The 25,328-nt window shown below is 39.5% G+C and carries 22 protein-coding genes; 5 read left to right on the plus strand and 17 right to left on the minus strand.

What is annotated here, in order from left to right:
* From PAN07_RS03855 to rlmD, 5 genes are all read right to left on the minus strand, one after another.
* Nucleotides 1-293: ferritin-like domain-containing protein (locus PAN07_RS03855; RefSeq protein ID WP_269797142.1), on the minus strand; the 293-nt coding region annotated here is incomplete at its 3' end.
* Nucleotides 294-442: 149 nt separating this feature from the next.
* Nucleotides 443-2,224: an ABC transporter ATP-binding protein gene (locus PAN07_RS03860; protein WP_269797143.1), complete on the minus strand. Its 1,782-nt coding sequence runs from the start codon at nucleotides 2,222-2,224 to the stop codon at nucleotides 443-445.
* A gap of 10 nt (nucleotides 2,225-2,234) precedes the next feature.
* The gene (locus PAN07_RS03865; protein ID WP_269797144.1) at nucleotides 2,235-3,971 is read right to left on the minus strand and encodes an ABC transporter ATP-binding protein; all 1,737 of its coding nucleotides are present in this window, start codon (nucleotides 3,969-3,971) and stop codon (nucleotides 2,235-2,237) included.
* Between the two features lie 124 nt (nucleotides 3,972-4,095).
* A complete protein-coding gene (tpiA, locus tag PAN07_RS03870) occupies nucleotides 4,096-4,854 on the minus strand; it encodes a triose-phosphate isomerase (RefSeq protein WP_269797145.1) in 759 nt (252 codons plus the stop codon).
* 118 nt (nucleotides 4,855-4,972) lie between these two features.
* Entirely contained in the window at nucleotides 4,973-6,340 is a 1,368-nt protein-coding gene (gene rlmD, locus PAN07_RS03875; RefSeq protein WP_269797146.1) for a 23S rRNA (uracil(1939)-C(5))-methyltransferase RlmD, read from the minus strand.
* A gap of 37 nt (nucleotides 6,341-6,377) precedes the next feature.
* Here rlmD and recX point away from each other — a divergent pair, with 37 nt between their 5' ends.
* Nucleotides 6,378-7,154 carry a recombination regulator RecX gene (recX, locus tag PAN07_RS03880; protein WP_269797147.1) on the plus strand — a complete coding sequence of 259 codons (777 nt, stop codon included), beginning with the start codon at nucleotides 6,378-6,380 and terminating at the stop codon, nucleotides 7,152-7,154.
* A gap of 88 nt (nucleotides 7,155-7,242) precedes the next feature.
* Nucleotides 7,243-7,776, plus strand: coding sequence for a DUF402 domain-containing protein (locus PAN07_RS03885; protein ID WP_049504712.1), 534 nt, complete (start codon nucleotides 7,243-7,245; stop codon nucleotides 7,774-7,776).
* A 73-nt stretch (nucleotides 7,777-7,849) separates the two neighbouring features.
* Here the strand turns inward: PAN07_RS03885 and PAN07_RS03890 are convergent, their stop codons facing one another.
* The 5 genes from PAN07_RS03890 to PAN07_RS03910 all read right to left on the minus strand — a co-directional run bounded on the left by PAN07_RS03890 (nucleotide 7,850) and on the right by PAN07_RS03910 (nucleotide 13,161).
* On the minus strand, nucleotides 7,850-8,617 hold the full coding sequence (locus PAN07_RS03890) for an epoxyqueuosine reductase QueH (protein WP_269797148.1): 768 nt from the start codon (nucleotides 8,615-8,617) through the stop codon (nucleotides 7,850-7,852).
* Nucleotides 8,618-8,684: 67 nt separating this feature from the next.
* Entirely contained in the window at nucleotides 8,685-9,884 is a 1,200-nt protein-coding gene (locus tag PAN07_RS03895; RefSeq protein WP_269797149.1) for an MFS transporter, read from the minus strand.
* A gap of 119 nt (nucleotides 9,885-10,003) precedes the next feature.
* Nucleotides 10,004-11,350: an asparagine--tRNA ligase gene (asnS, locus tag PAN07_RS03900; RefSeq protein WP_269797150.1), complete on the minus strand. Its 1,347-nt coding sequence runs from the start codon at nucleotides 11,348-11,350 to the stop codon at nucleotides 10,004-10,006.
* A 147-nt stretch (nucleotides 11,351-11,497) separates the two neighbouring features.
* Nucleotides 11,498-12,676: a pyridoxal phosphate-dependent aminotransferase gene (locus PAN07_RS03905; RefSeq protein WP_269797151.1), complete on the minus strand. Its 1,179-nt coding sequence runs from the start codon at nucleotides 12,674-12,676 to the stop codon at nucleotides 11,498-11,500.
* Nucleotides 12,673-13,161 (minus strand): DUF5590 domain-containing protein, encoded by a 489-nt coding sequence (locus PAN07_RS03910; RefSeq protein ID WP_269797152.1) that lies wholly within the window; start codon nucleotides 13,159-13,161, stop codon nucleotides 12,673-12,675. Before PAN07_RS03910 ends, PAN07_RS03905 begins: the two co-directional genes overlap by 4 nt.
* A 261-nt stretch (nucleotides 13,162-13,422) precedes the next feature.
* Here PAN07_RS03910 and PAN07_RS03915 point away from each other — a divergent pair, with 261 nt between their 5' ends.
* A complete protein-coding gene (locus PAN07_RS03915) occupies nucleotides 13,423-13,971 on the plus strand; it encodes an NADPH-dependent FMN reductase (RefSeq protein WP_269797153.1) in 549 nt (182 codons plus the stop codon).
* Nucleotides 13,972-14,013: 42 nt separating this feature from the next.
* Here PAN07_RS03915 and PAN07_RS03920 read toward each other — a convergent pair whose 3' ends face one another.
* Complete coding sequence (locus PAN07_RS03920) at nucleotides 14,014-15,204, minus strand: O-antigen ligase (protein WP_269797154.1); 1,191 nt, start codon at nucleotides 15,202-15,204, stop codon at nucleotides 14,014-14,016.
* A gap of 214 nt (nucleotides 15,205-15,418) precedes the next feature.
* Between PAN07_RS03920 and birA the strand changes: the two genes are divergently transcribed.
* A complete protein-coding gene (birA, locus tag PAN07_RS03925; protein ID WP_269797155.1) occupies nucleotides 15,419-16,354 on the plus strand; it encodes a bifunctional biotin--[acetyl-CoA-carboxylase] ligase/biotin operon repressor BirA in 936 nt (311 codons plus the stop codon).
* A gap of 59 nt (nucleotides 16,355-16,413) precedes the next feature.
* Here birA and PAN07_RS03930 read toward each other — a convergent pair whose 3' ends face one another.
* From PAN07_RS03930 to PAN07_RS03950, 5 genes are all read right to left on the minus strand, one after another.
* Nucleotides 16,414-17,601 (minus strand): acetate kinase, encoded by a 1,188-nt coding sequence (locus tag PAN07_RS03930; protein WP_269797156.1) that lies wholly within the window; start codon nucleotides 17,599-17,601, stop codon nucleotides 16,414-16,416.
* 55 nt (nucleotides 17,602-17,656) lie between these two features.
* Nucleotides 17,657-18,604 carry a class I SAM-dependent methyltransferase gene (locus PAN07_RS03935; RefSeq protein WP_142558066.1) on the minus strand — a complete coding sequence of 316 codons (948 nt, stop codon included), beginning with the start codon at nucleotides 18,602-18,604 and terminating at the stop codon, nucleotides 17,657-17,659.
* 99 nt (nucleotides 18,605-18,703) lie between these two features.
* Nucleotides 18,704-19,288 carry a DNA-directed RNA polymerase subunit delta gene (gene rpoE / locus PAN07_RS03940; RefSeq protein ID WP_346658444.1) on the minus strand — a complete coding sequence of 195 codons (585 nt, stop codon included), beginning with the start codon at nucleotides 19,286-19,288 and terminating at the stop codon, nucleotides 18,704-18,706.
* A 176-nt stretch (nucleotides 19,289-19,464) separates the two neighbouring features.
* Complete coding sequence (locus tag PAN07_RS03945; protein WP_269797158.1) at nucleotides 19,465-20,664, minus strand: ABC transporter permease; 1,200 nt, start codon at nucleotides 20,662-20,664, stop codon at nucleotides 19,465-19,467.
* Nucleotides 20,661-21,554 carry an ABC transporter ATP-binding protein gene (locus tag PAN07_RS03950; protein WP_269797159.1) on the minus strand — a complete coding sequence of 298 codons (894 nt, stop codon included), beginning with the start codon at nucleotides 21,552-21,554 and terminating at the stop codon, nucleotides 20,661-20,663. The genes PAN07_RS03945 and PAN07_RS03950 overlap by 4 nt, the downstream gene beginning before the upstream one ends.
* Before the next feature lie 304 nt (nucleotides 21,555-21,858).
* Here PAN07_RS03950 and PAN07_RS03955 point away from each other — a divergent pair, with 304 nt between their 5' ends.
* The gene (locus PAN07_RS03955) at nucleotides 21,859-22,764 is read left to right on the plus strand and encodes an alpha/beta hydrolase (protein WP_269797160.1); all 906 of its coding nucleotides are present in this window, start codon (nucleotides 21,859-21,861) and stop codon (nucleotides 22,762-22,764) included.
* Between the two features lie 120 nt (nucleotides 22,765-22,884).
* Here the strand turns inward: PAN07_RS03955 and pheT are convergent, their stop codons facing one another.
* Nucleotides 22,885-25,290 (minus strand): phenylalanine--tRNA ligase subunit beta, encoded by a 2,406-nt coding sequence (gene pheT, locus PAN07_RS03960; protein ID WP_269797161.1) that lies wholly within the window; start codon nucleotides 25,288-25,290, stop codon nucleotides 22,885-22,887.
* Between the last annotated feature and the right edge of the window lie 38 nt (nucleotides 25,291-25,328).

The following is a 25,328-nucleotide window of genomic DNA, read 5'->3' on the forward strand; positions in this document are numbered from 1 at the left end:
TGTTGAAGGAACTCCGTCAAAGTAGAGTAAGGTTTGCCACCAAGTGTAATTAAGCGTTCGCTAATTTCATCCAATTGTCCGTCTAAACTATCCATGTATTCATCCATCTTAGGATGCCATACCATAAAACCACGTCCACGCATGTACCAGTGAACTTGATGAAGAGCGATATGCGCTACGTACAAGTCAGCCACAGCTTGATTCAAGACTTCCTTTGTTTTTACTAGCGTTTCAGGAGCTGTCTTAGATAATGTTGTTACATCTTTTAATGCATCTTTTTTCAATTCAACCATTTTTCTAACCTCGTAAAATTATTTTTGTAACCATATTTATTGATTACTACCTCAGTATACTACTTCAAGTAGACAAAAGCAAGGAAATTAACTCATATTAAAAAAGTTGTAATTGACTGATAATTTAAGAAAATGAGTGGCTATTTATCCTAGCTATTTTCTCTGTTTTTACTAGAAAATTGACTTTGATAAAGATCATAATAGAAACCTTTTGCAGCCAAAAGACTTTCATGATTTCCCTGTTCGATTATCTGTCCATCTTTAAGTACCAAAATCTTATCAGCTTCTTGTATCGTAGAAAGTCGATGTGCAATGACAAAGCTTGTTCTTCCCTTCATCAAACGCTTCATAGCTTTTTGAATCAAGAGTTCTAAACGGGTGTCAACTGATGATGTCGCTTCATCAAGGATTAGAATTTTTGGATTGGCTAAGAGGGCACGAGCAATGGTTAAAAGCTGTTTCTGACCAAGAGAAATATTACTTGACTCTTGGTTCATCTCCATGTTATAGCCACCAGGAAGGGTGCGGATAAAGTGATCTACATTGGCAGCCTTAGCTGCTGCAACGATTTCCTCATCAGTTGCCTCCAGATTTCCAAATCGAAGATTTTCCTTGATGCTTCCTTCATAGAGCCAAGCATCCTGTAAAACCATACCAAACTGGCGTCGGTAGTCCTTACGAGATAAGTCTCGAATATCATGACCGTCAACTAAAATAGCTCCAGCAGTTACATCATAAAAACGCATGAGAAGGTTAATCAAGGTTGTTTTCCCTGCTCCAGTTGGTCCTACGATAGCCACCATCTCTCCAGGTTCAACATCTAAGTTGAAATTCCGAATCAATGGTTTGTTTTCCACATATTGGAAATCGACATTTTTGAAACTAACTTGGCCTGTCAATGGTGCCAAGTCTTTTACTTCTTTAGTTTGAACTTCTTCCTGTTCATCTAAAACTTCAAAGACACGGTCAAGCGAAGACTTAGCACTTTGCATTTGTCCTGCTAATTGAGTGATATTTTGAATTGGTTGACTGACCTGCCACACATACTGAACGAAAGCCTGCATGTTACCAATGGTCAAGCGCCCCGCAATAACCTGCAAACCTCCTAAAACTGCAACAATCAGATAAGTCAAATCAGATACGATATGAAGGGCAGGCATCATCAAACCTGAGATAAAGCTGGCCTTGAAACCTACCTGCTGCAATTCATCTGTAATCTCTGCAAATTCCTGCTGAGAGTTTTCTTCACGACCATAGAGCTTCAAGACATTAAAACCTGTCAAGTTTTCTTGCACAAATCCATTCATGCGTCCTAAGATAGCCGCCTGTTGTTTAAAATAAGGCTGAGAACGATTCATGATGGTCTTAGCTCCAAAATAAGTTACCGGAATTGACAGAATAACGATAATAGCTAATTGAAGATTCAAGTATAATACCATTCCCATTACTAGGAGGATTGTAAATACAGCATTGACAATCTGTAAGAAGGATTGCTGAAGAGCATTAGACACAGTCTCTACATCACTGGTAAAACGTCCCAGCAAATCTCCAAATTGATGCTTGTCAAAGTAAGATACAGGGATGCGATTGATTTTTTCATTCATTTCTCTACGCAAATCCTGTATCATGAACTGCACAGCATTGGTCATAAAGTAATTAGAATAATAAGAACCTAATTCGTAGAGGACCCCTCGTAAGAGGTAGATGACCAAAATGACTGCAATGTAGCTAGTATTCAGTCCAGCACCTGCAACTCCTTTAGCCATATCAAGGAGATTAGAGGTTAATTCTGTAATGGCAAGCCCTAAGACAAAAGGCTCAATAACACTCATAACTACACTTAGAATCTTAAGAAACACTGCAAGAAAGACAGAGAAACGGTAGGCTTTTAAATAGCTCCATAGACGAGCTAAGCTAGATTGTTTTTTCATCCCTTACCTCCTATTCTTCTGTTAGAGACGCATTTTTCAACTGCGACTCAGCAATTTCTCGATAGATATCATTGGTCTCCATCAATTCCTCATGACGTCCACGACCAACGATTTCACCCTTATCAAGGACGATTATCTGGTCAGCATCCATAATGGTTCCAACCCGCTGAGCAACGATTAAGACCGTTGCATTTTGAGTGACTTCCTTAAGACGTCGACGTAAGATAGCATCCGTACGATAGTCCAAGGCTGAAAAAGAATCATCAAAGATGTAGATATCTGGCTCTTTGATAACTGCTCTGGCAATTGATAACCGTTGCTTTTGCCCACCAGACAGGTTACTTCCACCTTCGGCTAGATGGGTTCCAAAACCTTCTTCTCGACTTTCGATAAAGTCTTTGGCTTGGGCAACATCTGCTGCTTGATTCAATTCTTCACGACTAGCATCCTCTTTCCCGTAACGCAGATTTTCTGCAATTGTTCCAGTAAAGAGCAAGGCTTTTTGAGGAATAAAACCAATCTTTTGACGAAGAGACTTGAGTCGGTATTCCCGCACGTCAACACCATCAACCTTTATTTTCCCTAGAGTAACATCGTAAAAACGTGGAATCAACTGAACCAATGAAGATTTCCCAGAACCAGTTGAACCAATAAAAGCTATGGTCTCACCCGGTTTCGCACTAAAGGAAATATTGTGTAGAACAGGATTCTCAGTCTCTCCAGGATAGGCAAAGGTCACATTTTCAAATTCTAGATAACCATGTGTTTCTGTCTCCCTAATGCCATTTTCATTTGGATCAATAGAAATGGGCATATCCATAATTTCCTTCAAGCGCTCACTGGATACGGCAGTACGTGGGTACATGGTAAAGAGGCTAGACAAGAATAAGAAGGACAAGAGGGCATGGAAACTATACTCAATAAAGGCTACCAAATCCCCAATCTGCAAACTTCCTTGTTGGAGAGGATCTAGAGCAAACCAAACAATAGCGACAATCATAGCGATAATGATTTGCACAAAAAGAGGTTCGGTCAAACCTGTCAATTTAAACAAGCGGCTCGAATTATCAGCATAGATTGCATTTTGCTCTGCGAAGCGTTCTTCTTGGAAGTCTTCACGAGCAAAGGCTCGAATCACTCGTAAGCCCATCAAATTCTCTCGGACATATTGATTAATCTTATCCAGTGTTTTCTGTTGTTTTTCTGATAGGGGTCGAGTTCTTACAGCTACATAGACAACAACGACTGCTAAGAAAGGTACTGAAAAAGCTACAATCCAAGCTAGTGATGGACTAGTCAAGAAAATCATGAGTACACTAGAGAGCATCATCATGGGAGTGATAACACCCAACTTAAGCGTCTGCTCTGCAAACTGCATGAGAACAAAGGCATCACTGGTAATCCGAGTAACTAGTGATGATACACCTATTTGTTCGTATTCGTGATGAGAATACTCCTGTAACTTGGCATAGACATCATTCCGCATATCCTTGACCATATTGGTGGTCAGTTTACTAGCAGCATAAGATAGTACAATTCGTCCAAATGTTCCCAAAACGATAATGACTAGCATAATCATGGCCCAAAAGTAAAGTTTTTCTTGATTCCCCTGATTAATCCCTTGGTCAATCATGCGAGCCAGAACTGTTGGTAAGCCTAGATTAACAAGTACAAAGAAAATAGCCCCAAGAAAGTCCAGGATAAGCCACTTGGGATAGCGTTTGAGATAAGACCAAATATAAAGCATAATTCTCCTTTCTTTTTCTTCTAAAATGCAGAAAAGAGCGTGCTTTCGCACGCCTTTTTACTAAAAAGAAGACAGGCAGTCTTAACCTCGAGAGAGGGAACTGTCTGTCTCAGATATTTGAGGCTTATTTTACAAAGTCAAGCAATGCCAAGAAGCTTTCTGGATCAAGTGATGCACCACCTACAAGAGCTCCGTCAACGTCTGGACAAGCCATGTATTCAGCAACGTTTTCAGGTTTAACTGAACCACCGTATTGAACACGTACTTTATCAGCAACTTCTTGACCGAAGTCAGCAGCTACTACGTCACGAACAACTTTACACATTTTTTGTGCGTCATCTTGTGAAGCAGATTTACCAGTACCGATAGCCCAGATTGGCTCATAAGCGATAACTGATGAAGCTACTTGCTCGGCTGTCAATCCTGCAAGAGCAGCAGATACTTGAGCACCTACGAATTCAGCAGCTTTACCAGCCTCGTAAGTTTCAAGTGACTCACCACAACAGATGATTGGAAGCATACCGTTTGCAAAGATTGCTTTTGCTTTTTTGTTGATATCTTCGTCAGTTTCATGGAAGTAGTCACGACGCTCTGAGTGACCGATAACAACGTAGTCAGTACCGATTTCTTTCAAAACTTGTGGGCTAGTTTCTCCAGTGAAAGCACCTGCATTTTCAAAGTAGCAGTTTTGAGCTGCAACTTTAAGGTCAGTTCCTTTAGCTGCGGCTAATACAGTTGTCAAGTCAAGTGCAGGAACTGCAATACCAGCTTCAACAAGGTCTGATGAAGGAAGTTTTGATGCAACTGCTTCAACGAATGCTTTTGCTTCTTCTGGGTTTTTGTTCATTTTCCAGTTACCAGCAATAAATGGTTTACGTGACATTTCACTTACCTCGTTTTTTCATTTTATTTTCTATTTATTTTATCATAATTATAGGGAGCTTGCAAATCTTACTCTGTAACCAGAAAGCTGATTTTCAAAAATTTTCGTGCTCTTATTTCTATTTAGAAGATGATTTACGCTTGGTCAATTTAACTACTGCTTCCGTTCGTGCAGTGTGTGGAAACATATCAACGGACTGGATATAATGTAAGTCATAAACCTCTAGCAAACGGACTAAATCACGCGCCAAGGTAGATACATTGCAGGATACATAAACCATCTTTTCAGGAGCGTATTTGACGATGGTATCCAAGAGCTTATCATCTAAACCAGTACGCGGCGGGTCTACTATCAAAGCATCGGCACGATAGCCTTCCTTGTACCAACGAGGGATAATTTCTTCTGCAGTTCCTGCTTCATAATGAGTATTGGTATAACCCATGCGCTTAGCATTTTCTTTGGCGTCCTCAATGGCTTCTGGAATAATATCCATCCCTCTCAAACTTTTGACTTTTTTAGCAAAAGCGAAACCAATGGTCCCAACACCACAATAGGCATCGATCAGATGGTCGTCCTCAGTCACGTCCAAGGCCTTAACGGCTTCACTATAGAGAATTTCCGTCTGTTCGGGATTGAGCTGGTAAAAAGCTCGAGGTGAAAGAGAAAACTCATAGTCTAATACACCCTCACGAATACTATCCTGTCCCCAAACAATCTCAGTCTTGTCCCCATAAATCTCACTAGTTTTAGCAGTATTGGTATTGACTGCGACAGTCACTACTTCAGGATAATCCTTGACTAAATCTTTCACAAATTGAGTCAGATTTAATTGACGATTGGTCACAATGATAATCTGAACTTGCCCAGTTTTCCGTGCGCGACGAACCATGATGGTCCGAACTCCAAGGATTTTCCGTTCATCCGTAATCGGAATTTGATGATAGGTCAAGAGCTCAGCAATGCGATTGGCAATAGCTTGCGTTTCCTTGTCTTGGACTAGGCAGTCTTTTAACTCGACCAAATAATGGGAATTTTGAGCATATAATCCCGCCTTAACTTGGCCTTTAAACTTTCGAGTTTGGAATTGTAGTTTAGCTCGATAATACTTGGGTTCCTGCATGCCAATAGTTGGTCTGATTTCATAGTTTTCGTAACCAGCGGGTGCAAATTTCTTCAGAGCTTGATTGAGAAGGTCCGTTTTAAACTCCAGCTGCTTATCATAATGTAGATGCATGATTTGACATCCTCCACACTCATTATAAATGGTGCAGTCTGGTACCACTCGAAACTTAGATTTTTTATTGACCTCAAGGAGTTTAGCCTCAACGTAGTTACGCTTAACGGAAGTCACCTGACAATAGATATCTTCTCCCTTGAGGGCTCCAGGAACAAAAACGAGGGTTTTCTGGAAAAATCCGATACCTTCCCCGTTTATCCCCATACGCTTAATTTTTAATGGAATTTTTTGTTTGACTTTTAAATTCATATCCCTATCTTATCATAAATTGCGCTATAATAGAAACATGAAAATCACAAAACTTGAAAAGAAAAAAAGACTCTATTTGCTAGAGCTTGATAGCGACAAAACTTGCTACATTACCGAGGATACCATTGTTCGCTTTATGTTGACCAAGGATAAGGAAATTAGTTCAGAAGAGTTTGCAGAAATCCAGACCTTTGCACAATTTTCCCACGGAAAAAACTTGGCCCTCTACCACTTATCCTTTAAAGCTCGCACTGAAAAAGAAGTTCGAGATTATCTTATCAAACATGAAATTGATGAGAAAATTATTCCCCCAGTTATTCAAGCTCTCAAGGAGGACAATTGGATTAACGACCGTCAATATGCATATACCATCATCAACTCCAATCAGCTTTCAGGTGACAAGGGAAGCTACATGCTCATGCAGAAAATTTCTCAAAAGGGAGTTGCCAAATCTATCATCCAAGAAGTCTTACAAGAATTTGATATGACAGAAGTCGCAGAGCGTACAGCCCAAAAACTACTAAAAAAATATGATGGTAAATTCCCTGCCCGTGCCTTACAAGATAAGATTATCCAAAACCTCACCAACAAAGGGTTTTCCTACTCGGAAGCTAAAACAGCCTTTGATCAGCTGGATAACCAGGTAGAAGAGGAAACTGTTCAGGAACTAATTTTCAAAGAGTTAGACAAGCAATATCGGAAATATTCACGAAAGTATGAAGGATACGAACTCAAGCAGCGTTTAACCCAAGTTTTAGCACGAAAAGGTTATGATTTTTCGGATATAGCCAGCGCTCTCAGAGAATATCTTTAATTTTTTCATAAAAAAACTAAGAACTTTAAACAAAAATGTGATACAATAGTAAACGATAAACTTATAAATTGTAGAAAGTTGGTTAGTTATGAAACTTCCAAAAGAAGGCGACTTTATTACAATTCAAAGTTATAAGCATGATGGGAGTCTTCACCGCACTTGGCGAGACACCATGGTACTAAAAACAACAGAGAACGCTATTATCGGCGTCAATGACCATACACTCGTTACCGAGAGTGATGGCCGTCGTTGGGTGACTAGAGAACCGGCTATTGTTTACTTTCACAAGAAATATTGGTTTAATATAATCGCTATGATTCGTGATAATGGTATTTCCTACTACTGCAATATGGCAAGTCCTTACTATCTAGACGAAGAAGCTTTAAAATACATTGACTATGATTTGGATGTTAAAGTTTTTACAGATGGTGAGAAACGCCTCTTGGACGTTGAGGAATATGAACGACATAAGCGAAAAATGAAGTATTCTTCTGACTTAGACTATATTTTGAAAGAGCATGTCAAGATTCTTGTTGATTGGATTAACAATGAACGAGGCCCCTTCTCAGAAGCCTATGTCAATATTTGGTACAAACGCTACGTAGAACTAAAGAATCGGTAAAGTTGTCAAACTAGGGTATCTGCCCTAGTTTTTTTATAATCAAAAAAACCTGCCTAATGTGGCAGGTTTTCGTCTAAATATCTAACTTCGTAACAGTGAACTTGATATGAGAATAGTCTTTCTCGATATCCTTATCTACCATAAAGGCTGTTGCATCCTTCTTGACCTGTACCAAGTCAATATTTTGAGCTTGAGCTGCATAGACACAGCCACAGTAACATTGGCGATAGATATCATACTCTTCACACATTTCTACAGAGCGTTTATAGCCTTGATTTTTCTTAAAATCACTCGGAAGATAGTGAGTGGTGTAGATTTTCTGCACATCAATTCCAATACTGTTAATTGTTTGTGAATTTTTGTGAGGACTGATGGTTAGGGCTGAACCAAAGTAGTCAAATCCTAAATCCATAGCCACCTGCGCTGTCTTGTCCAAACGATAGTCAAAACAAACCTTACAACGGTCCCCACCTTCAGGTTCTTCTTCCAAACCTCGGACCAGTTTACGGTATTCATTGGGTTCATAAGGCGCTTCTAGGTATTGGACATGATTGCCAGTTCGTTCATTAAAATCACTGACAAACTTTTTAGTCACATAAGCACGCTTATGATATTCTGCCTTGGGATGGATATTGGAATTAGCAAAATAGATGGTCACATCCGCATACTTGGTCAAATACTCTAGAGTGTAAGTGCTACATGGAGCACAACAGACGTGCATGAGAATAGTTGGTCTCTCTTCATTTTTTTCCCAAACTTGGACCATTTTTTGCATGACACGGTCATAGTTGATCTTTTGATTGGAATTCATCTTGCTTAGAATTTCTTCTACATCAATCATGCTCTTCTCCTTTTCTTCTTGTTATTTTATCACAAGAATTCTCTTTGGGCAAATAGGGTTTCATGCTTTATTCAGTTATTAAGTCCTGATTTAATACCTTGCCCATTTTTGTCAGACCGATTATTAGGATAGGGCAGATTAAAAGCAAGATAAGACCTAGAACTAAAAAGACAGCTACAAGACCCCAACGATCAATCAACCAACCTGTCAGTGGGAAAATGACAATCATAGATAAACTAAAGAGCATAGAATTGATACTAAGCATAGTTGCTCTTACACTGGAAGGTAAATAGCCTTGTAAATCATTGAAATAGATTGGTTGATAAACTGCATAAAGTGTATCAGTTAAAAGATATACGAGAAGAAGAGCAAAGAGAGTTCTAAAAAATACCAATAGTAAGGCCAAGCCCGTTAGTGCAACAAGAGTCGGAAAAACTCGATTGCTATTCCATTTTTTACCGATTTGACTAGCTACATAAACTGCTATAAGATTTAAGCCACTACCAATCAGCATGACCAGCGATACCTGCCATCCTGCTAAGTCACTTACTTTCTGCTGATAGTAAAAGTAAAACATGCACATGAGTGTTCCGACTAGCTGATAAGTCATCATCCAATAAAAGAGTACTGGCTTTTCATGCCATTCTTTTCGAACTTGCAGGACAATCGTTTTAAAGGTTATGACTTCATTTTTCTCTCTCTTAGCCATTGGTTCTTTCATAAAATAAATCAAGATTATAGAAAGAAAAGATAATCCAATAGCAATGAGATAGGTCCAAGCCAATTCTCCGTGAATAAAGAAGCCTGCGATAACTGTACCTAGGGTTCGGGTGACTTCTGCCACACCAGACAAAAAGCTAGAAATCTGAAGATATCGATCCTTTTGACCCGCTTCTACCGCAGAATCATATAAGAAAGCGGTGCTGGTTCCCGAGTCAAAATTATAGGACCAAGCACTGACCATCATGGCAAGAGCATAGATCCAAAAATTCCCCTGACCAAACAAAATCAAGATAGAGGATACAATACTGGCCAAGCGAGCCAAATAGAGATTGGTCTTGTAGCTAAATCGATCGGCTAACATACCAGATGGGATTTCACATAAAAGACTTGTCCCATGAAAGATACTCTCTAATAGACCGATTTGCAGCAAGGAAAGACCATTCTGAATGAAAAATAAAATCCAAAAACTGGTAATTCCAAAATAAGATGTAAATTCCAGTCCTGCTAGGAGTGGAATGTTGCGTTTGTAAGTTCTTTTAAACATTGTTTTCTCTCTTTCAATATGTATTATGACTGTTTCTAAAAGACTTACATAGAATTGCTTACATTTTCTCCACCTCTTTCGTTTAAAGTAAAAACGCCAACTGGCGTTTTATATAGTTATTAAGGTTTGATACGGTGCAACATACGTGGGAAGGGAATAGCCTCACGGATGTGTTTTGTACCAGCTGCGAAGGTTACCATACGCTCGATACCGATACCAAATCCACCGTGTGGTACTGTACCGTATTTACGAAGGTCAAGGTAAAATTCATACTCTGTACGATCCATACCGAGTGATTCCATCTTCGCTACAAGGGCATCATAGTCTTCCTCACGCATTGAACCACCGATGATTTCTCCATAACCTTCTGGTGCGAGCAAGTCTGCACAAAGTACGCGATCTGGGTTACCAGGGACTGGCTTCATGTAGAAGGCCTTGATAGCTGCTGGGTAGTTCATGACAAAGGTTGGTACACCAAAGTGGTTTGAAATCCAAGTCTCGTGTGGTGAGCCGAAGTCATCTCCATGCTCGAGATGTTCATAGTCAGCGTCTTCATCGTTTTCATGCTCTTGCAAGAGATCAATGGCTTGATCGTAAGTGATGCGTTTGAATGGCTCTGCAATATAGCGTTTCAAGAGCTCTGTATCACGCTCCAATGTTTCCAAAGCTTGAGGTGCACGATCTAGAACGCCTTGAAGAAGAGCTTTGACATAAGCTTCTTGCAAGTCAAGTGACTCATCGTGGGTCAAGTATGAATACTCTGCATCCATCATCCAGAATTCAGTCAAGTGACGACGAGTTTTTGATTTTTCAGCACGGAATACTGGACCAAAGTCAAATACGCGACCAAGGGCCATAGCACCAGCTTCCAGATAAAGTTGACCTGATTGGCTCAAGTAAGCTGGTGTTCCAAAGTAGTCCGTTTCGAAAAGTTCTGTAGAATCTTCTGCAGCATTTCCTGAAAGAATTGGGCTATCAAACTTCATGAAGCCATTTTTATCAAAGAACTCATAAGTTGCATAGATAATAGCATTACGGATTTGCATGACAGCAACTTGTTTGCGTGAACGCAACCACAAGTGGCGGTTATCCATCAAGAAGTCTGTCCCGTGTTCTTTAGGAGTGATTGGATAATCTTGAGATTCACCGATAACTTCGATGTCTGTAATATCCAATTCATAACCAAATTTTGAGCGTTCGTCTTCTTTGACAATACCAGTCACAAACACTGATGTTTCTTGGCTTAGACGTTTGATGGTGTCAAATTTTTCAAGCCCCACTTCTTCTCCAAATTTTTCGATAAAGTTTGGTTTGAAAGCTACACCTTGGAAAAAGGCTGTTCCATCACGCAATTGCAAGAAGGCAATTTTCCCTTTTCCTGACTTGTTAGCAACCCATGCACCGATAGTCACTTCTTGACCAACGTAGTCTTTTACTTCGATAATTGTTACACGTTTTGTCATCATTTATCTTCCTTTATTCGTTTAACTTGTCCAAAGACATTATTACTCATTATTGTACCACAAATAATGGCTGATAGCTAGCTAGTTTGACAGAAATTCATAAGTTTTTAAAAATAAAAACCTCCGCTATTAAGACGGAGGTTAAGCTTCTTATCTTTCCATAAATTGGTGCAAACGACGAATGGCTTCTTTAAGTGTATCTAGGTCTGTCGCATAGCTGAGACGAACATTTTCTGGTGCTCCAAATCCAGCTCCTGTAATCAAGGCCAGACCAACTTCCTCAAGAATAGCCGTTGTAAATGCCGTTACGTCTGTATAGCCTTTCATCTCCATAGCTTTTTTAACATTTGGGAAGAGGTAGAAAGCTCCTTGCGGTTTGACAACCTCAAAGCCAGGGACTTCACATAAGAGTGGATAGATGGTATTCAAACGTTCTTCAAAAGCTTGGCGCATGGTTTCTACAGAGTCTTGCGGTCCAGTTAGCGCTTCAATCGTTGCATATTGAGATACAGCTGTTAGGTTAGAAGTTGTTTGACCAGTCAATTTGCTCATAGCAGCAATAATTTCTGGATTACCTACTGCATAACCAACACGCCAACCAGTCATAGCGTATGCCTTAGACACTCCATTGATGACAATGGTTTGTTTGCGAATAGCTTCTGATAGACTAGAGATTGGGACGAACTCATTCCCATTATAGACCAAACGACCATAAATATCATCGGCCAGGATGAGAATATCATGTTCAATAGCCCAATTTCCAATGGCCAAGAGTTCCTCACGAGAATAGATCATCCCAGTCGGATTAGATGGTGAGTTTAGTACCAAGACTTTAGTCTTATCTGTGCGAGCTGCTTCTAATTGCTCCACAGTTACTTTAAAGTGATTGTCTTCCTTGGCTTGGACAAAGACTGGAACACCACCAGCCATTTTAACCTGGTCCCCATAGCTGACCCAGTAAGGTGTTGGAATGATAACCTCATCACATGGATTAATCACAGCCATAAAGAAAGTATAAAGGGAGAACTTGGCACCTGTAGCAAAAGTGACTTCATTTGCTGCCACAGAATAGCCATAATAACGTTCAAAATAAGTATTAACTGCTGCCTTTAATTCAGGTAAACCTGAAGCTACTGTATAAAAAGAAGCACGTCCATCTCGAATGGCTGCAACAGCGGCATCTTGAATATTTTCAGGAGTATGAAAATCGGGCTGACCTAAAGTTAAGAAAAGAACATCTTTTCCTTCAGCTTTTAACTTCTTTGCTCGTGCATCACTAGCCAGAGTGACACTTTCTTCCATTTCTAAGACACGTTTGGATAAGTTCATTGTTTCTCCTTTTCGACTAAGGCACCAGATTCAAAACCTACCAGATAATAGTCTCCTCCAGACTTGATTTCCCAGACAGGCTTATCAGCGTACCGTCCAAAAGTAATCTTGTCGATCTCAGTTGCTCCTTTTTCTCTGACAACTGCTTCTGCTTTTTCTTGAGAAGTACCATTTTCTAGTTGATATACGTAAATAATATTGCTACTTTTCTCTACTAAGACAGCAACTGGTTTCTGGTTCTTATCTTGACCAAGAATACTATAATAGCTTTCTAAACCATTGAAGATATCAACCTGGCTAACCGTTTCTAGATTTGCATATTGCTTAGCAAGTTTTTCACCTTCCACCTTTGCAGTTTGATAAGGCTTTATGCTGAGCCATACCAAAAAAAGAAAGGATGAAGTGATGACTAAAGTTAACAAAGTTATACCAATAATGTACTGAGATAATAGGGAATTTTTTTCTTTTTTCTGTCTCTTTTTCACTCGTCTATTTTACCATCTATCCTAGTGAATTACAAGTGAATTAAGGGGGAGATTCTTGAACTCTAACCTACTTTCAGACATTCAAATATAAGCTCCAACTATTGAGCTATAGGCTTTTCTTTATCTACAATCTCATGATTGATACTTCAAATTTTATACTTTTTTATATTCTGAGCAAATTTCTTGCAAATGACTTTGTTTTGTTGTAACATATATTGTAACAACAGAGTAATTCTGATTTAAATTTAAAGGAGACTCCCTATGTCTAAAAAAGTATTATTTATCGTTGGTTCACTTCGTGAAAGTTCTTTCAATCACCAAATGGCACTGGAAGCAGAAAAAGCTCTTGTAGGAAAAGCTGAAGTTAGCTATCTTGACTACTCCGCAATTCCTCTATTTAGCCAAGATCTTGAAGTTCCAACTCTTCCAGCTGTTGCAGCTGCACGTGAGGCGGTTCAAGCAGCTGATGCTATCTGGATCTTTTCTCCAGTATATAACTTCTCAATTCCAGGAACTGTAAAAAACTTACTAGATTGGCTTTCACGTGCTATCGACTTGTCTGACACTCGTGGAGCATCTGCTCTTCAAGATAAAATTGTTACAGTATCTTCTGTAGCTAATGCGGGTCATGACCAACTCTTTGCAATCTATAAAGACCTTCTACCATTTATCCGTACACAGGTTGTTGGTGAATTTACTGCAGCTCGTGTCAATGATTCTGCCTGGGCAGATGGTCAATTAGTCCTCGAAGATAGCGTTGCTGCTTCTCTAGAAAAGCAAGCTGAAGATTTACTTCAAGCTATTCAATAATAAAAAGGATAGTAGAAAATCTCATTTCTACTATCTTTTTGTTTATTCAACAAATTCTCCGATCATACTATGTTTTAATGGCAAACTACACATTACCAAAAGGAAGATGAAGGAGGACTGAATCCAAAAGAGGGCCAAATCAAAAATTCCATGCACAGCAACTACTGTTAAGAATGAAAGATAAAGACCAACAATCGGACGCTTGCTCGGCTCCTGACTCATATCAATTAATTTTCGGATTGGGTCTGAAGAAGCAATCCCTAATAATACCGTTCCTACCACACCGTAACTCAATATCGTATCAATGTATATACTATGAGCATGTTCGTGATAAGGAGCAAAAATACGAGGATAAGAGTGCATATAGGTTAGAGGCCCCTCACCCCAGAAGGGATTTTGTTTGAATAAGGTCATACCTGCATTCCAGATCGACACTCGTTCTTCCATAGACGAATCGAGCGTTCCCATTCGAACTCCCAAATCACTGGAGAAGAGAAAGGCAAGACCAACAGCAAAGACTCCAATACTAAGCCAGAAGGCACGCCAGTTCTTAATGGTTGTGAAAAGATAAATAATCGCACCAAAGATAATGGCTGGGAATGCTGTTCTATTTTGGGTGAAATTTAATCCAAACAAATTCGCAAAAATTGCAATCACTGAGAAAATTCTCAACCATCTCAATTTAGTTGTACTGATTAAGTAAAATCCAATCATAATACAGAAGCAACAGATAATTCCATAGTAATTAGGATTAAAGAAGGCTACTTCTGCTCGGTTCTGATGCCAGACCTGCATCTTAGGGGATAAGAAAGTATAATCAAATTTCTTTACAATTTGAAAATGCTCTAAGGCTGCAAAAACTGATGCTAGCATGCTGAGCGACAAGATTCCCTGCAACATGAACCTAAAAAACTTTGGTGTGAGATGCGCCTGATAATAGTAAAAGAATATGGCAAAGAGGAACATTGCTAGGGTTGCTACCATTCCCATTAGGTTTTGAGCTAATAGAGAAACGCCTCCACTATACGCAATAAATAAGAGTAATACAAAATGATTGGATAGATGCTTTAAAATTTCCTTCATCTCTCCAGTAATAACCAAACCTATTAGATAAGAGATGAATATAATTAAGAAAAGGTAAAATGGTAAAAAGATACTGAGAATGACTCCCAGTAAGATTAATTCTCTCTTCGAGAACCCCTTTAACTTTTCGATGATACCTATTGATTTCACAACAGATCCTTTCTCTCTGAATCCTAAAACTCAGATTTACATAAACTATTTAAATATTTTACCACTTTTCAAATGATTTGAAAACTACTAACTCTAGAGACATACAACTAAAATATAGGTAAAATAATTTGTTTTCTAGATATTCCATCCAAAGTTCTAATACGACTACGAAAATATGATAAAATAAAAGCAGGTATTCAAGAAAGGGCTGAACATGAAATCTTATCAACAAGTTTACAATATACTAGTTACTGAAACAGATTACTTAAGTGGAGAAAAAATTGCTGAGAGATTAAATATTTCCCGTACTGCAGTGTGGAAAGCCATCCAACGCCTCCAACAAGAGGGGCTAATCATTAACAGCATTAAGAACCGTGGTTATAAACTTCTTCAAGGCGACCTTATCTTGCCACAAGAAATAGAAGCCAAGAGTCCGATTACTGTTCAGTTCAAACCCGTCACCAAATCAACTCAAACCGATGCTAAAGAAGCCGTAGAAGCAGATAGCACTGGTGATACTCTCTACCTCTCAACTAGTCAAACAGCTGGGCGTGGTCGCTTCCATCGCCCCTACTTTTCCCCTCCCCAAGGAGGAATCTATATGTCCCTCCATATCAAACCTAATCTCCCTTATGACCAGTTACCTCCATATACACTCCTAGTTGCAGGAGCTATCTACAAAGCAATTAAAAATTTAACCATGATAGATGTCAGTATCAAGTGGGTAAATGATATTTATTTTAATAATAAAAAGATTGCCGGTATTTTGACAGAAGCTGTCACTTCTATAGAAACTGGGCTGGTTACAGATATCATCATTGGTGTTGGGCTAAACTTTTCTATCAAGGATTTCCCAAAAGACCTAAGAGAAAAAGCAGGAAGTCTATTTCAAAACAGAACTCCCATCACACGAAATGAACTGATTGCTGAAATCTGGAGATGTTTCTACGAAACCAATTCCGATGAACTGCTTCATCTTTACAAGACTAACTCTCTAGTCCTTGGTAAAGATATTCGTTTTAAACAAGGAGAAGAAATACTCTCTGGTAAAGCAACTAGTATCTCAGATAAAGGTGAACTCCATGTAGAGCTAACTAGTGGTAAAAAAATATGGCTCAACAGTGGAGAAATCTCCCTAACCAAATGGTAAATTGTTTTTCAAAAACAAAAAATCGACCTTAAAGGAAGGTCGATTTTTCATATATCTGTTTATTTCAAATGCTCAACATCACGTGCAATCACAAGTTCTTCATCAGTCGGAATAACAAGTACACGGACTTTAGCTGCAGCTGTTGAGATATCTCCAGTCACACCAAAGACATTTTTCTCTGGATCTACATCACAGCCAAACCATGAGAGTCCCTCGATAACATCTTTACGTACTAATGCAGAATTTTCACCAACTCCTGCAGTAAAGATAATAGCGTCTGCACCATTAAGAACTGCAAAGTATTGACCGATATGTTTTTGAATGCGATCCACATACATTTCGTGAGCTAAGATCGCATCTTTGTCACCAGCTTCAACGCCAGCTTCTACATCACGCATATCACTAGATTTACCAAAAATACCTTGTAAACCTGACTCACGGTTCAAAACATTGATCATGTCTTCAGGTGTATTAAAATCATTTGTATGTTCCATAAGGTAAGGAATGATAGCTGGATCGATATCACCAGTTCTTGTTCCCATCATCACACCTGCAAGTGGAGTGAATCCCATAGATGTATCAACAGATTTTCCACCCTTAACCGCAGTAATAGAACCACCGTTACCGATATGACATGTGATTAATTTTAATTCTTCTAGAGGACGTCCCAACAGTTTTGCTGCTTCTTGAGCTACGAATTGGTGGCTAGTTCCGTGAGCACCATATTTTCGAACTTTATTTTCTGTGTAATATTTAGTTGGTAGTGGGTAGCGGTAAGCTTTCTCAGGCATAGTTGAGTGGAATGATGTATCAAAAACAGCAACACTAGTTACGTTTGGTAACAGTTCCTTGAAGGCGCGAATTCCGGCTACGTTAGCTGGAGTATGCAATGGCGCAAGTAGACCTAACTCTTCGATTTGAGCCAAAACATCACCTTCTACTACTACAGAGTCTGTAAAGACTTCACCACCAGCAACAACACGGTGTCCAACCCCTGTGATTTCATCGTAAGATTTGATAATATCAAAACGGATTAAGTCATCAAGCAAAATTTTAACAGCAACAGTATGATTTTCAATATCAGTGATTTCTTTTTCAGCACGACCATCGAATTTAACTGTTGAGATAGAATCCTTCAAACCAATGCGTTCAATTAAACCTTTAGCAAGAACCTGTTCTTCTGGCATTTGATACAGTTGCCATTTCAAACTTGAGCTACCGGCATTAATTGCAATTGTTTTAGACATAATTTTTCCCCTTTTTAAGCGTTTTCAACTATTATATCAAATCTCAGTTCAAATTTCATGAATATTGACTCCAAATTTGAAACTTTTCTTTAAAGTCTGCTAATTCCTGAGAATCACGTAGATTACTTAGTGGATACACGAAAGGTTCTACAGCTGTTGAGCCTTTCTTTTGCAGAACAAAAATAGCCTTTGAATTGCTACCTTGACTAAAGAGATTTTCTGGTAAGGTAATCATGGCAACAAGTTGAGCATTCTTTTTCAACCACAATTTTAAAAGATCGCTTTGAGGACTGGACAGAAGATTGCTTGGAGCTAGAAAAATTGCAAAACCTCCATTTTTTAGGTACTTAAGCGATTGTTCCATCAATAAATGGTGAGCGTAAGTATGTTCGTCTGACGCCGCAACTTCATAACGTGAGGCAACTTGATCATCTGGGTAGTAACCGATAGGTAAATCACTAACAATGATATCACTTTCCTTTAAAATTTGTGGTCTCACCGCATCCCCCTGAGCATAAACAGCTGGAAGACCGATTACCTCTGTAATACTAGCAGCCAAATCAATTAAAAGATCATCAATTTCGACTCCTAAATAATCAACTTTTTTATCCAGCGAGGTCAAAAAACTTGCACCCAATATCCCCATACCAGATCCTAATTCTAACAGATTTAATTCTTGGCCTGGCCATAGTTCCTCAATTATAAAAATAAGCAATAGGGCTACTGTATCCGGTGTAAACTGATGATTTGCTTGAAGGGGTTCTGTCTGAGCAGCTTTCATCAAGAGAAATTGATAGGTTCTAAGCCACTCCTCTTTTCTCAGAGCCAATCTCTTTAAAGATTTGTTATTATCCTTAACAACCTGAAGATTAGTTTGCCCATCTAGATAGATGCTATTTTGCTCAATCAAGGCATCGTAAAAATTTGTTGCCAAATCATTTTGAATGATTTGAATGTTCTCTAATAAGTAGGTATATGCTTGTTCAATTTTTTCAAAATCCATATTCCTATCTTATCAAAAATGCTCCTTTTTTTCCATTCTTCCTTATTAGAAAAAAATTAAAAAGCCACAAGAATCCTTCTTGTGGCTCTGCATTATTTTTTATTCTTCTTCATCTTCGGCATCTTCGGCATCTTCGTCGTCTTCTTCAACGAGTTCGACATCTTCTCCAAGATCATCTGGTGCGATTTCGTTAATCTCAGCATCGTAAGCTTCTACTTCGTTTTTCTCATCATCTGGATTTTCATCATCATAAGAAAGTGCTGGATCTTCTTCGTAGGCATCCTCATCTTCTGGATCATCTGCACTATAATCAATGGCATCTGCATCACCATCCATAAAGGCATTGACACGTTTTTTCTTAGCCTTAGGTGCCACTTCTTCATCATCGCTTTCTTCTAGGGCAATGATTTCCTCATCGATTTCGTCAACTCCATACCAAGAACGAAGTCCCCATTTGTTATCTCCGAGAGAGATGAAGCTTCCGTCAAAGTTCAACTCTGTATAGAACAAAGGTAGAGCTTCACGAATATCGCTATTAGAGGTACCCAGATAGTTTTGGATTTCGTTGACTAAATCGCTAAAATGCATCTCGTGATCACGACCACGTTGTTCCAAGATGGCACGAGCCACCTCAATCATAGATAGTTCACTTTTTTCTTGCCCAGCAAATACTTCTAATTCCAAAGCGTTTCTCCTCAATTTTACTACTATTACCAGAGCAAACAAACTCTGGTCTCATTTTATCATGTACTCTTTATTGTACGATAATTTTCCTTATTAGTCAAAGGTTTAGAAAAAATTAATGTGAAATATTTTAGCTACTTTAAAGACCTGTAAGCTACACTCACAGGTCTGATACTTTATTTATAGCTTAAAGCTCGTTTGAAGGTTTTCCAGATGCCTAAATCATCCGTTTGAAGGACTAGACTAGCATAGATTCTTCCGATAAAGGCTGTTCCAACTACTGCAAAAATAACAGTTATGCCAAGGGAAATCCAAGATTCTAAACCATTAGCGTAACCATTAATGGCTCTAAAAGGCATAAAGAAGGTAGAAATAAAGGGAATATAGGATCCAATTTTCAAAATCAGATTGTCTCCTGAAGCACCTAGGGCGGTTACTCCAACGAACCCTCCTATAATCAAGAGCATCAAAGGCGACAAGGCCTTACCTGCATCCTCAGGACGAGAAACCATAGAACCTAGGAAGGCTGCTAAAACTACGTACATAAAGAGACTGACCAAGACAAACAACAAGGTATTGACCGAAAAGGCTTCTCCCAAATGGTTTAGAACACCTGAATTAGCCATGAATGGCATATCTTTAAAGAAGAAAATAGCTCCTAGTCCACCAAAAACGTAAATGCCGATATGAGTCAATATTACAAAAAGCAAGGCAATCATACGTGCATAGAAATAATGACTGGCACGAATGCTTGAGAAAACTACCTCCATGATTTTAGTACCTTTTTCACTAGCCACTTCTTGAGCAGTGACACTGGCATAAGTTATTAAAATCATATAAAGGAAGAATCCAAGTCCAGCTGCTGCAATGGTTTGGACCATCTTTTTGTTCTCTTTGGCTTCATCAATTTGCTCTGTAAATTGAACAGTTTGTGCCAAACGTTGTTCCTGTTCCTGAGACAAATTTGCTTCCGAGCGATTAAGTTGGTATTGGAGCTCATTCAACTTAGTTGTCACGGCTAACTTAATACCACTTTCTAATGAAGTCTCACCATGATAGGTTGCCTTAAGCACACTATCCTCCTTATCAATAATCAAATAACCCTTGATTTCTTCATCTTTGATAGCTGCCTGAGCACTGGCTTCATCCTTATAATCAAAGTTGATTCCATTGGTCCCCTTTAATCCTTCCGTCACTGCTGAAACCGAACTAATCACTGCAATCTTATTATTTTGAGCCAAAGAAGACCCTTGCAGATACCCGATACCTCCTGAAAGTCCAAGGAACAAGAAAGGCGAAATAACCATGAAAAAGAAACTCCAAGATTTGACGTGTCGCAAATAAGTTTCTTTAATAACTACCCACATATTTTTCATACTTCCACCCCTGATTCTAGTTTAAAGATTTCATCGATTGTTGGAGCTTGCTGGTCGAAGGTCGCAATATAGTGTCCTTGGGTTAAGATCTCAAAGAGCTCCTGTCCAACATTTTCATCATCTAGAATGAGCTTCCAAGTCCCCTGCTTGGTCAAGCTAGCATGAGTGACATGAGGAAGTCTTTCCAATTCTTCCTGACTCTTTTCACTTGCAACGAAGAGTCGCGTTTTTCCGTATTGATTGCGGACATCTTGAACTGGTCCATGCAGAACCACACGCCCATCGCGAATCATAAGAATATCATCACATAGCTCTTCGACATTGGTCATGACATGATCTGAAAAAATGATAATCGCTCCACGCTCTTTTTCTTTTAAGATAACGCGTTTGAGTAGTTCGGTATTGACAGGATCTAGGCCACTAAAAGGTTCATCTAGAATGATCAGATCTGGTTCATGCATTAAAGTAATGATCAGTTGAATCTTTTGTTGATTTCCTTTTGAGAGACTCTTAATCTTGTCTGTCAATTTTCCTTTGACTTCCAGTTTCTCCATCCATTGAGGGAGTTTTTCTTTGACTTCTTTAGCGTTCATTCCTTTTAACATTGCTAGGTAACGAACCTGCTCTAGAACTGTTAACTTAGGCATGAGACTACGTTCTTCAGGTAAATAACCAATCTGAGCATAGGTTTCCTGCTCAATTTCTTGCCCATTAAGCCTAATCTCACCCTGATAATCCAAAAATTTTAATATACTATGAAAAATGGTCGTCTTCCCAGCTCCATTTTTTCCAACTAGACCTAAAATTCGTCCAGGTTGAGCTTGAAAGTCAACACCAAACAAGACTTGTTTGGGACCAAAACTTTTTTCAAGATTGCGGATTTCTAACATGATCCACCTCCTATTGTTTCTACACTCATTATACTCCTTTTTTTGGGCATTACAAGGATTTATGTACATTTTTAAATCTTGGTTTTAAATAAAGATATTTACTGGATTGAGAATTTATTTGCTCTTCCCCAAATATCTTATTCCTCCAGTTTTTAAGTGATAAATATATTGTACTCATTTCTTGATAAATTCGTTGACAATGTCCTGAATTGTTACTAGAAATCTTCATCATCTTGTAGCTTATCGAACTTTTTTGTGATATATTTATGATAGAAAAAGGATTATCATAGACAAGGAATTTGATATGAAAAAAAGACTTAAACTCGAGCCAAACAACAATAACTTAATCATTTGGGAAGCTGAACAGCCAAAAGCCGTTCTTCAGCTTGTACATGGCATGGTAGAGTACGTGGAACGATATGAAGAATTTGCTCTAGTCATGAATAAAGAAGGTTTTACTGTTATCGGCCATGATCATCTCGGCCATGGTTTTACTGCTCAAAATCCAAGTCAACTCGGAGTCTTTCCTGAATCTCCCGAGGAACTCATCGATGATATTGAAAGAGTGACCTCTTTTATTCAAGAAAGCTATCCAAAACTTCCAATCGTCCTTCTAGGGCATTCTATGGGTTCTCTTATGTGTCGCTATTATGTAGCTAAACGAAAACCACCTATCAATGCCTTGATTATCATGGCGACTGGTCAACAACCTCAGTTTCTAACTCGGTTTGCTCTCATCCTAACAGAATGCATCCGACTTATAAAAGGGAATAAACACCGTAGTAAACTCTTGACTTATCTATCAACTGATAGCTTTAATCGAAGTATTAAGAATCCGAAAACATCTGTAGATTGGCTCTCAAAAAATGAAGAATCCAACCAAGCTTATCTGAAGGATCCATTCTGTCAATTCATACCTACTATTCCCATGTACAAAGCCATTTTTTACTTTTCTAACCAAGTAGCGAGTAAACAAGTGATCGATGAGATTCCAACCCAACTCCCAATTCTCGTGATTTCAGGACAAGAAGACCCTCTGGGCGAAAATGGTAAAGGTATCGAGAGATTTGTAAAACTCCTAAAGGCTTCACATTCGAAAGTCAGCCTTCGATTAGTTGAAGAGGCTCGTCACGAAATTCTAAACGAGATCAATCGACAAGATACTTACCACTTCTTAGCTGATTGGATGACAAAAAACATGGATGGCTAGCCCGCTTTTAGCAGTATTAAATAGGACTTAATTTCTCCACCAAGTTGATTAAATCATCAAGTTAAAACTTGATGATTTTTTGTACTAAAAAATCCATCCTTAGGGATGGATTTTAATCTGTTAACGCACTTCTGCATTCACTTTTTCTTCGAGTGATGCTTGGATTTTTTCCATGTAGCGTGTGACCTCTTCGTCTGTCAAGCTATCTTCTGGATTTTGGAAGGTCAAGCTATAAGCCATTGATTTCATTCCGATACCCAGTTTTTCACCGGAGAAGACATCAAAGAGTTTGATGTCTGTCAAACGTTTCACGCCCGCAGCTTGAATGGCATCAACCACTTCTTGGTGAGTCACTTCTGCCTTGAGGAGAAGGGCGATATCTCGGCTGACTGCTGGGAACTTCGTAATTTCCACAAATGGGCTAACTGGTTGAAGGGCTGCCTCAATAGCTGAAAGGTTAAGCTCAGCTACATAAGTCTCTGGAATATCGTAAGCCTTAGCCGTCACAGGGTGCACTTGACCGAGGAAACCGACTACTTGGTCACCGAGAGAGATCAAGGCTGTACGTCCTGGGTGAAGGCTAGCGATTTCAGAGGTTGCTGTATAAGTCACTTCAAGACCCAAACGAGCAAAGAGGGCTTCAAGGATTCCCTTAGCATAGAAGAAATCAACTGGAACTGCTGCTGTTTGGAAGTCTTTTTCAGCGACTAAACCTGTCAAGGCAAAGGCAAAGCTGTTGATTTCATTTGGCAATTCTTCTTTTGGATTACCAGTTTGCTCGAAGACTTTTCCAATCTCATAAAGAGCCAAGTTTTTATTCTTACGTGCTACGTTGTAGGCAACTGTATCAAGGATACCTGAAACCATATTTTGGCGGAGAACTGAACGGTCCACAGTCATTGGCCACATGAGCTCTGTTAAGTTGCTTGGCTGAATCGTAAATTCAACGGCTTTTTCAGGAGTTGTAAGAGCGTAGGTAATGATTTCTGTCAATCCAGCCCCTTCAGCAATGGTACGAACCTGACGACGCAATTTTTGAGTCGCAGTCAACTCACCTGCTGTCCCATCGTCTTTTGGAAGACTGGTTGGCAAGCGGTCATAACCATAGATACGTGCGATTTCTTCAAAAAGATCCGCTTCGATAGTGATATCCCAACGGCGACGAGGAACGCTCACTGTAAAGCTTTCTGCATTTCCAGAAAGGCCAAAACCAAGGCGACGGAAGACATCTTCAATATCTGCGTAGGAAAGCTCTGTACCGAGGACACGGTTGACATCAGCAAGAGTTGAAGAAACTTCTACATCAGAAGTATCAAGCTTGCCTGCTGAAACAATACCTTTACGAACGGTTGCACCTGCAAACTCTGCAATCATGCTTGCTGCCGCATCAAGGGCTTCATTGACAGTTGCCACGTTGATGCCTTTCTCAAAGCGAGAAGAAGATTCTGAACGAAGGTTGAGGCGACCGCTAGTCTTACGGATCGATTTACCATTGAAGACAGCAGCTTCAAGGACTACACGACTAGACTTTTCAGAGATTTCTGTAGCCTGACCACCCATGACACCTGCAAGGGCTACTGCTTTGTCAGCAACTGTAATCACGAGGTCATTTGTTTCCAACTCACGCTCTTCCCCGTCCAAGGTTACTAATTTTTCACCAGCACGAGCTTCACGCACACGGATGTCAGTCCCTTCAAAGGTATCCAAGTCAAAGGCATGCATTGGTTGACCAAAGTAAAGCAAGATATAGTTGGTCACGTCGACGACATTATTAATCGGACGGATGCCTTCGTTCATGAGGAGGTTTTGCAACCATTGCGGACTTGGTGCAATCGTCACATTGTCCAAGATACGGGCAGCATAGTAAGGCGCCTTGTCTGTATCAATGCTGACAGAAAGAGCATCGGCTACAGCTTGGTCTGTTTCTGAAAGAGCAAATTCTTTAAAGTTAACTGACTTGTCATAAATCGCTGCTACTTCATACGCTACCCCACGCATAGAAAGAGCGTCTGCACGGTTTGGAGTGATAGAAAGTTCGATGATTTCATCATCCAAGTCTAGGTAGGAGAAGACTTCATCCCCTGGAACAGCATCTTGAGGCAAGATTTGGATCCCATCTGCAAATTCCTTAGGCACAACTGAGTCAGAAATTCCCAACTCACCAAGTGAGCAGATCATTCCGAGAGATTCCAAACCACGGATTTTCCCTTTTTTGATCTTGTAGTTGTCCGCGATGCGAGCACCTGGAAGAGCTACCATGACCTTGATGCCTGCGCGCACATTTGGTGCTCCACAGACGATTTGACGGGCTTCTTCTTCACCTACATTGACTTGGCAGACATGCAAGTGTGTTTCTGGTACATCTTCACAAGACAAGACTTCTCCGACGACAATTTTTGAGAGACCAGCAGCTGGTGATTCGACACCTTCTACTTCAATCCCTGTGGTTGACATTTTTTCAGCCAACTCCTCTGATGGTACATCAATGTCCACCAATTCTTTTAACCATTTATAAGATACTAACATAATTCTGAGCATAAGATCCCAATCAGCGAGATCTTTTC

Source organism: Streptococcus sp. SM5, from assembly GCF_027497975.1.

Bases quoted from the DNA above. Each gene is read 5' to 3' on its own strand.
- PAN07_RS03860 (WP_269797143.1), bottom strand. From the start codon at position 2,224: ATGAAAAAACAATCTAGCTTAGCTCGTCTATGGAGCTATTTAAAAGCC.
- PAN07_RS03865 (WP_269797144.1), bottom strand. From the start codon at position 3,971: ATGCTTTATATTTGGTCTTATCTCAAACGCTATCCCAAGTGGCTTATC.
- tpiA (WP_269797145.1), bottom strand. From the start codon at position 4,854: ATGTCACGTAAACCATTTATTGCTGGTAACTGGAAAATGAACAAAAAC.
- rlmD (WP_269797146.1), bottom strand. From the start codon at position 6,340: ATGAATTTAAAAGTCAAACAAAAAATTCCATTAAAAATTAAGCGTATG.
- recX (WP_269797147.1), top strand. From the start codon at position 6,378: ATGAAAATCACAAAACTTGAAAAGAAAAAAAGACTCTATTTGCTAGAG.
- PAN07_RS03885 (WP_049504712.1), top strand. From the start codon at position 7,243: ATGAAACTTCCAAAAGAAGGCGACTTTATTACAATTCAAAGTTATAAG.
- PAN07_RS03890 (WP_269797148.1), bottom strand. From the start codon at position 8,617: ATGATTGATGTAGAAGAAATTCTAAGCAAGATGAATTCCAATCAAAAG.
- PAN07_RS03895 (WP_269797149.1), bottom strand. From the start codon at position 9,884: ATGTTTAAAAGAACTTACAAACGCAACATTCCACTCCTAGCAGGACTG.
- asnS (WP_269797150.1), bottom strand. From the start codon at position 11,350: ATGATGACAAAACGTGTAACAATTATCGAAGTAAAAGACTACGTTGGT.
- PAN07_RS03905 (WP_269797151.1), bottom strand. From the start codon at position 12,676: ATGAACTTATCCAAACGTGTCTTAGAAATGGAAGAAAGTGTCACTCTG.
- PAN07_RS03915 (WP_269797153.1), top strand. From the start codon at position 13,423: ATGTCTAAAAAAGTATTATTTATCGTTGGTTCACTTCGTGAAAGTTCT.
- birA (WP_269797155.1), top strand. From the start codon at position 15,419: ATGAAATCTTATCAACAAGTTTACAATATACTAGTTACTGAAACAGAT.
- PAN07_RS03930 (WP_269797156.1), bottom strand. From the start codon at position 17,601: ATGTCTAAAACAATTGCAATTAATGCCGGTAGCTCAAGTTTGAAATGG.
- PAN07_RS03935 (WP_142558066.1), bottom strand. From the start codon at position 18,604: ATGGATTTTGAAAAAATTGAACAAGCATATACCTACTTATTAGAGAAC.
- PAN07_RS03945 (WP_269797158.1), bottom strand. From the start codon at position 20,664: ATGAAAAATATGTGGGTAGTTATTAAAGAAACTTATTTGCGACACGTC.
- PAN07_RS03950 (WP_269797159.1), bottom strand. From the start codon at position 21,554: ATGTTAGAAATCCGCAATCTTGAAAAAAGTTTTGGTCCCAAACAAGTC.
- PAN07_RS03955 (WP_269797160.1), top strand. From the start codon at position 21,859: ATGAAAAAAAGACTTAAACTCGAGCCAAACAACAATAACTTAATCATT.
- pheT (WP_269797161.1), bottom strand. From the start codon at position 25,290: ATGTTAGTATCTTATAAATGGTTAAAAGAATTGGTGGACATTGATGTA.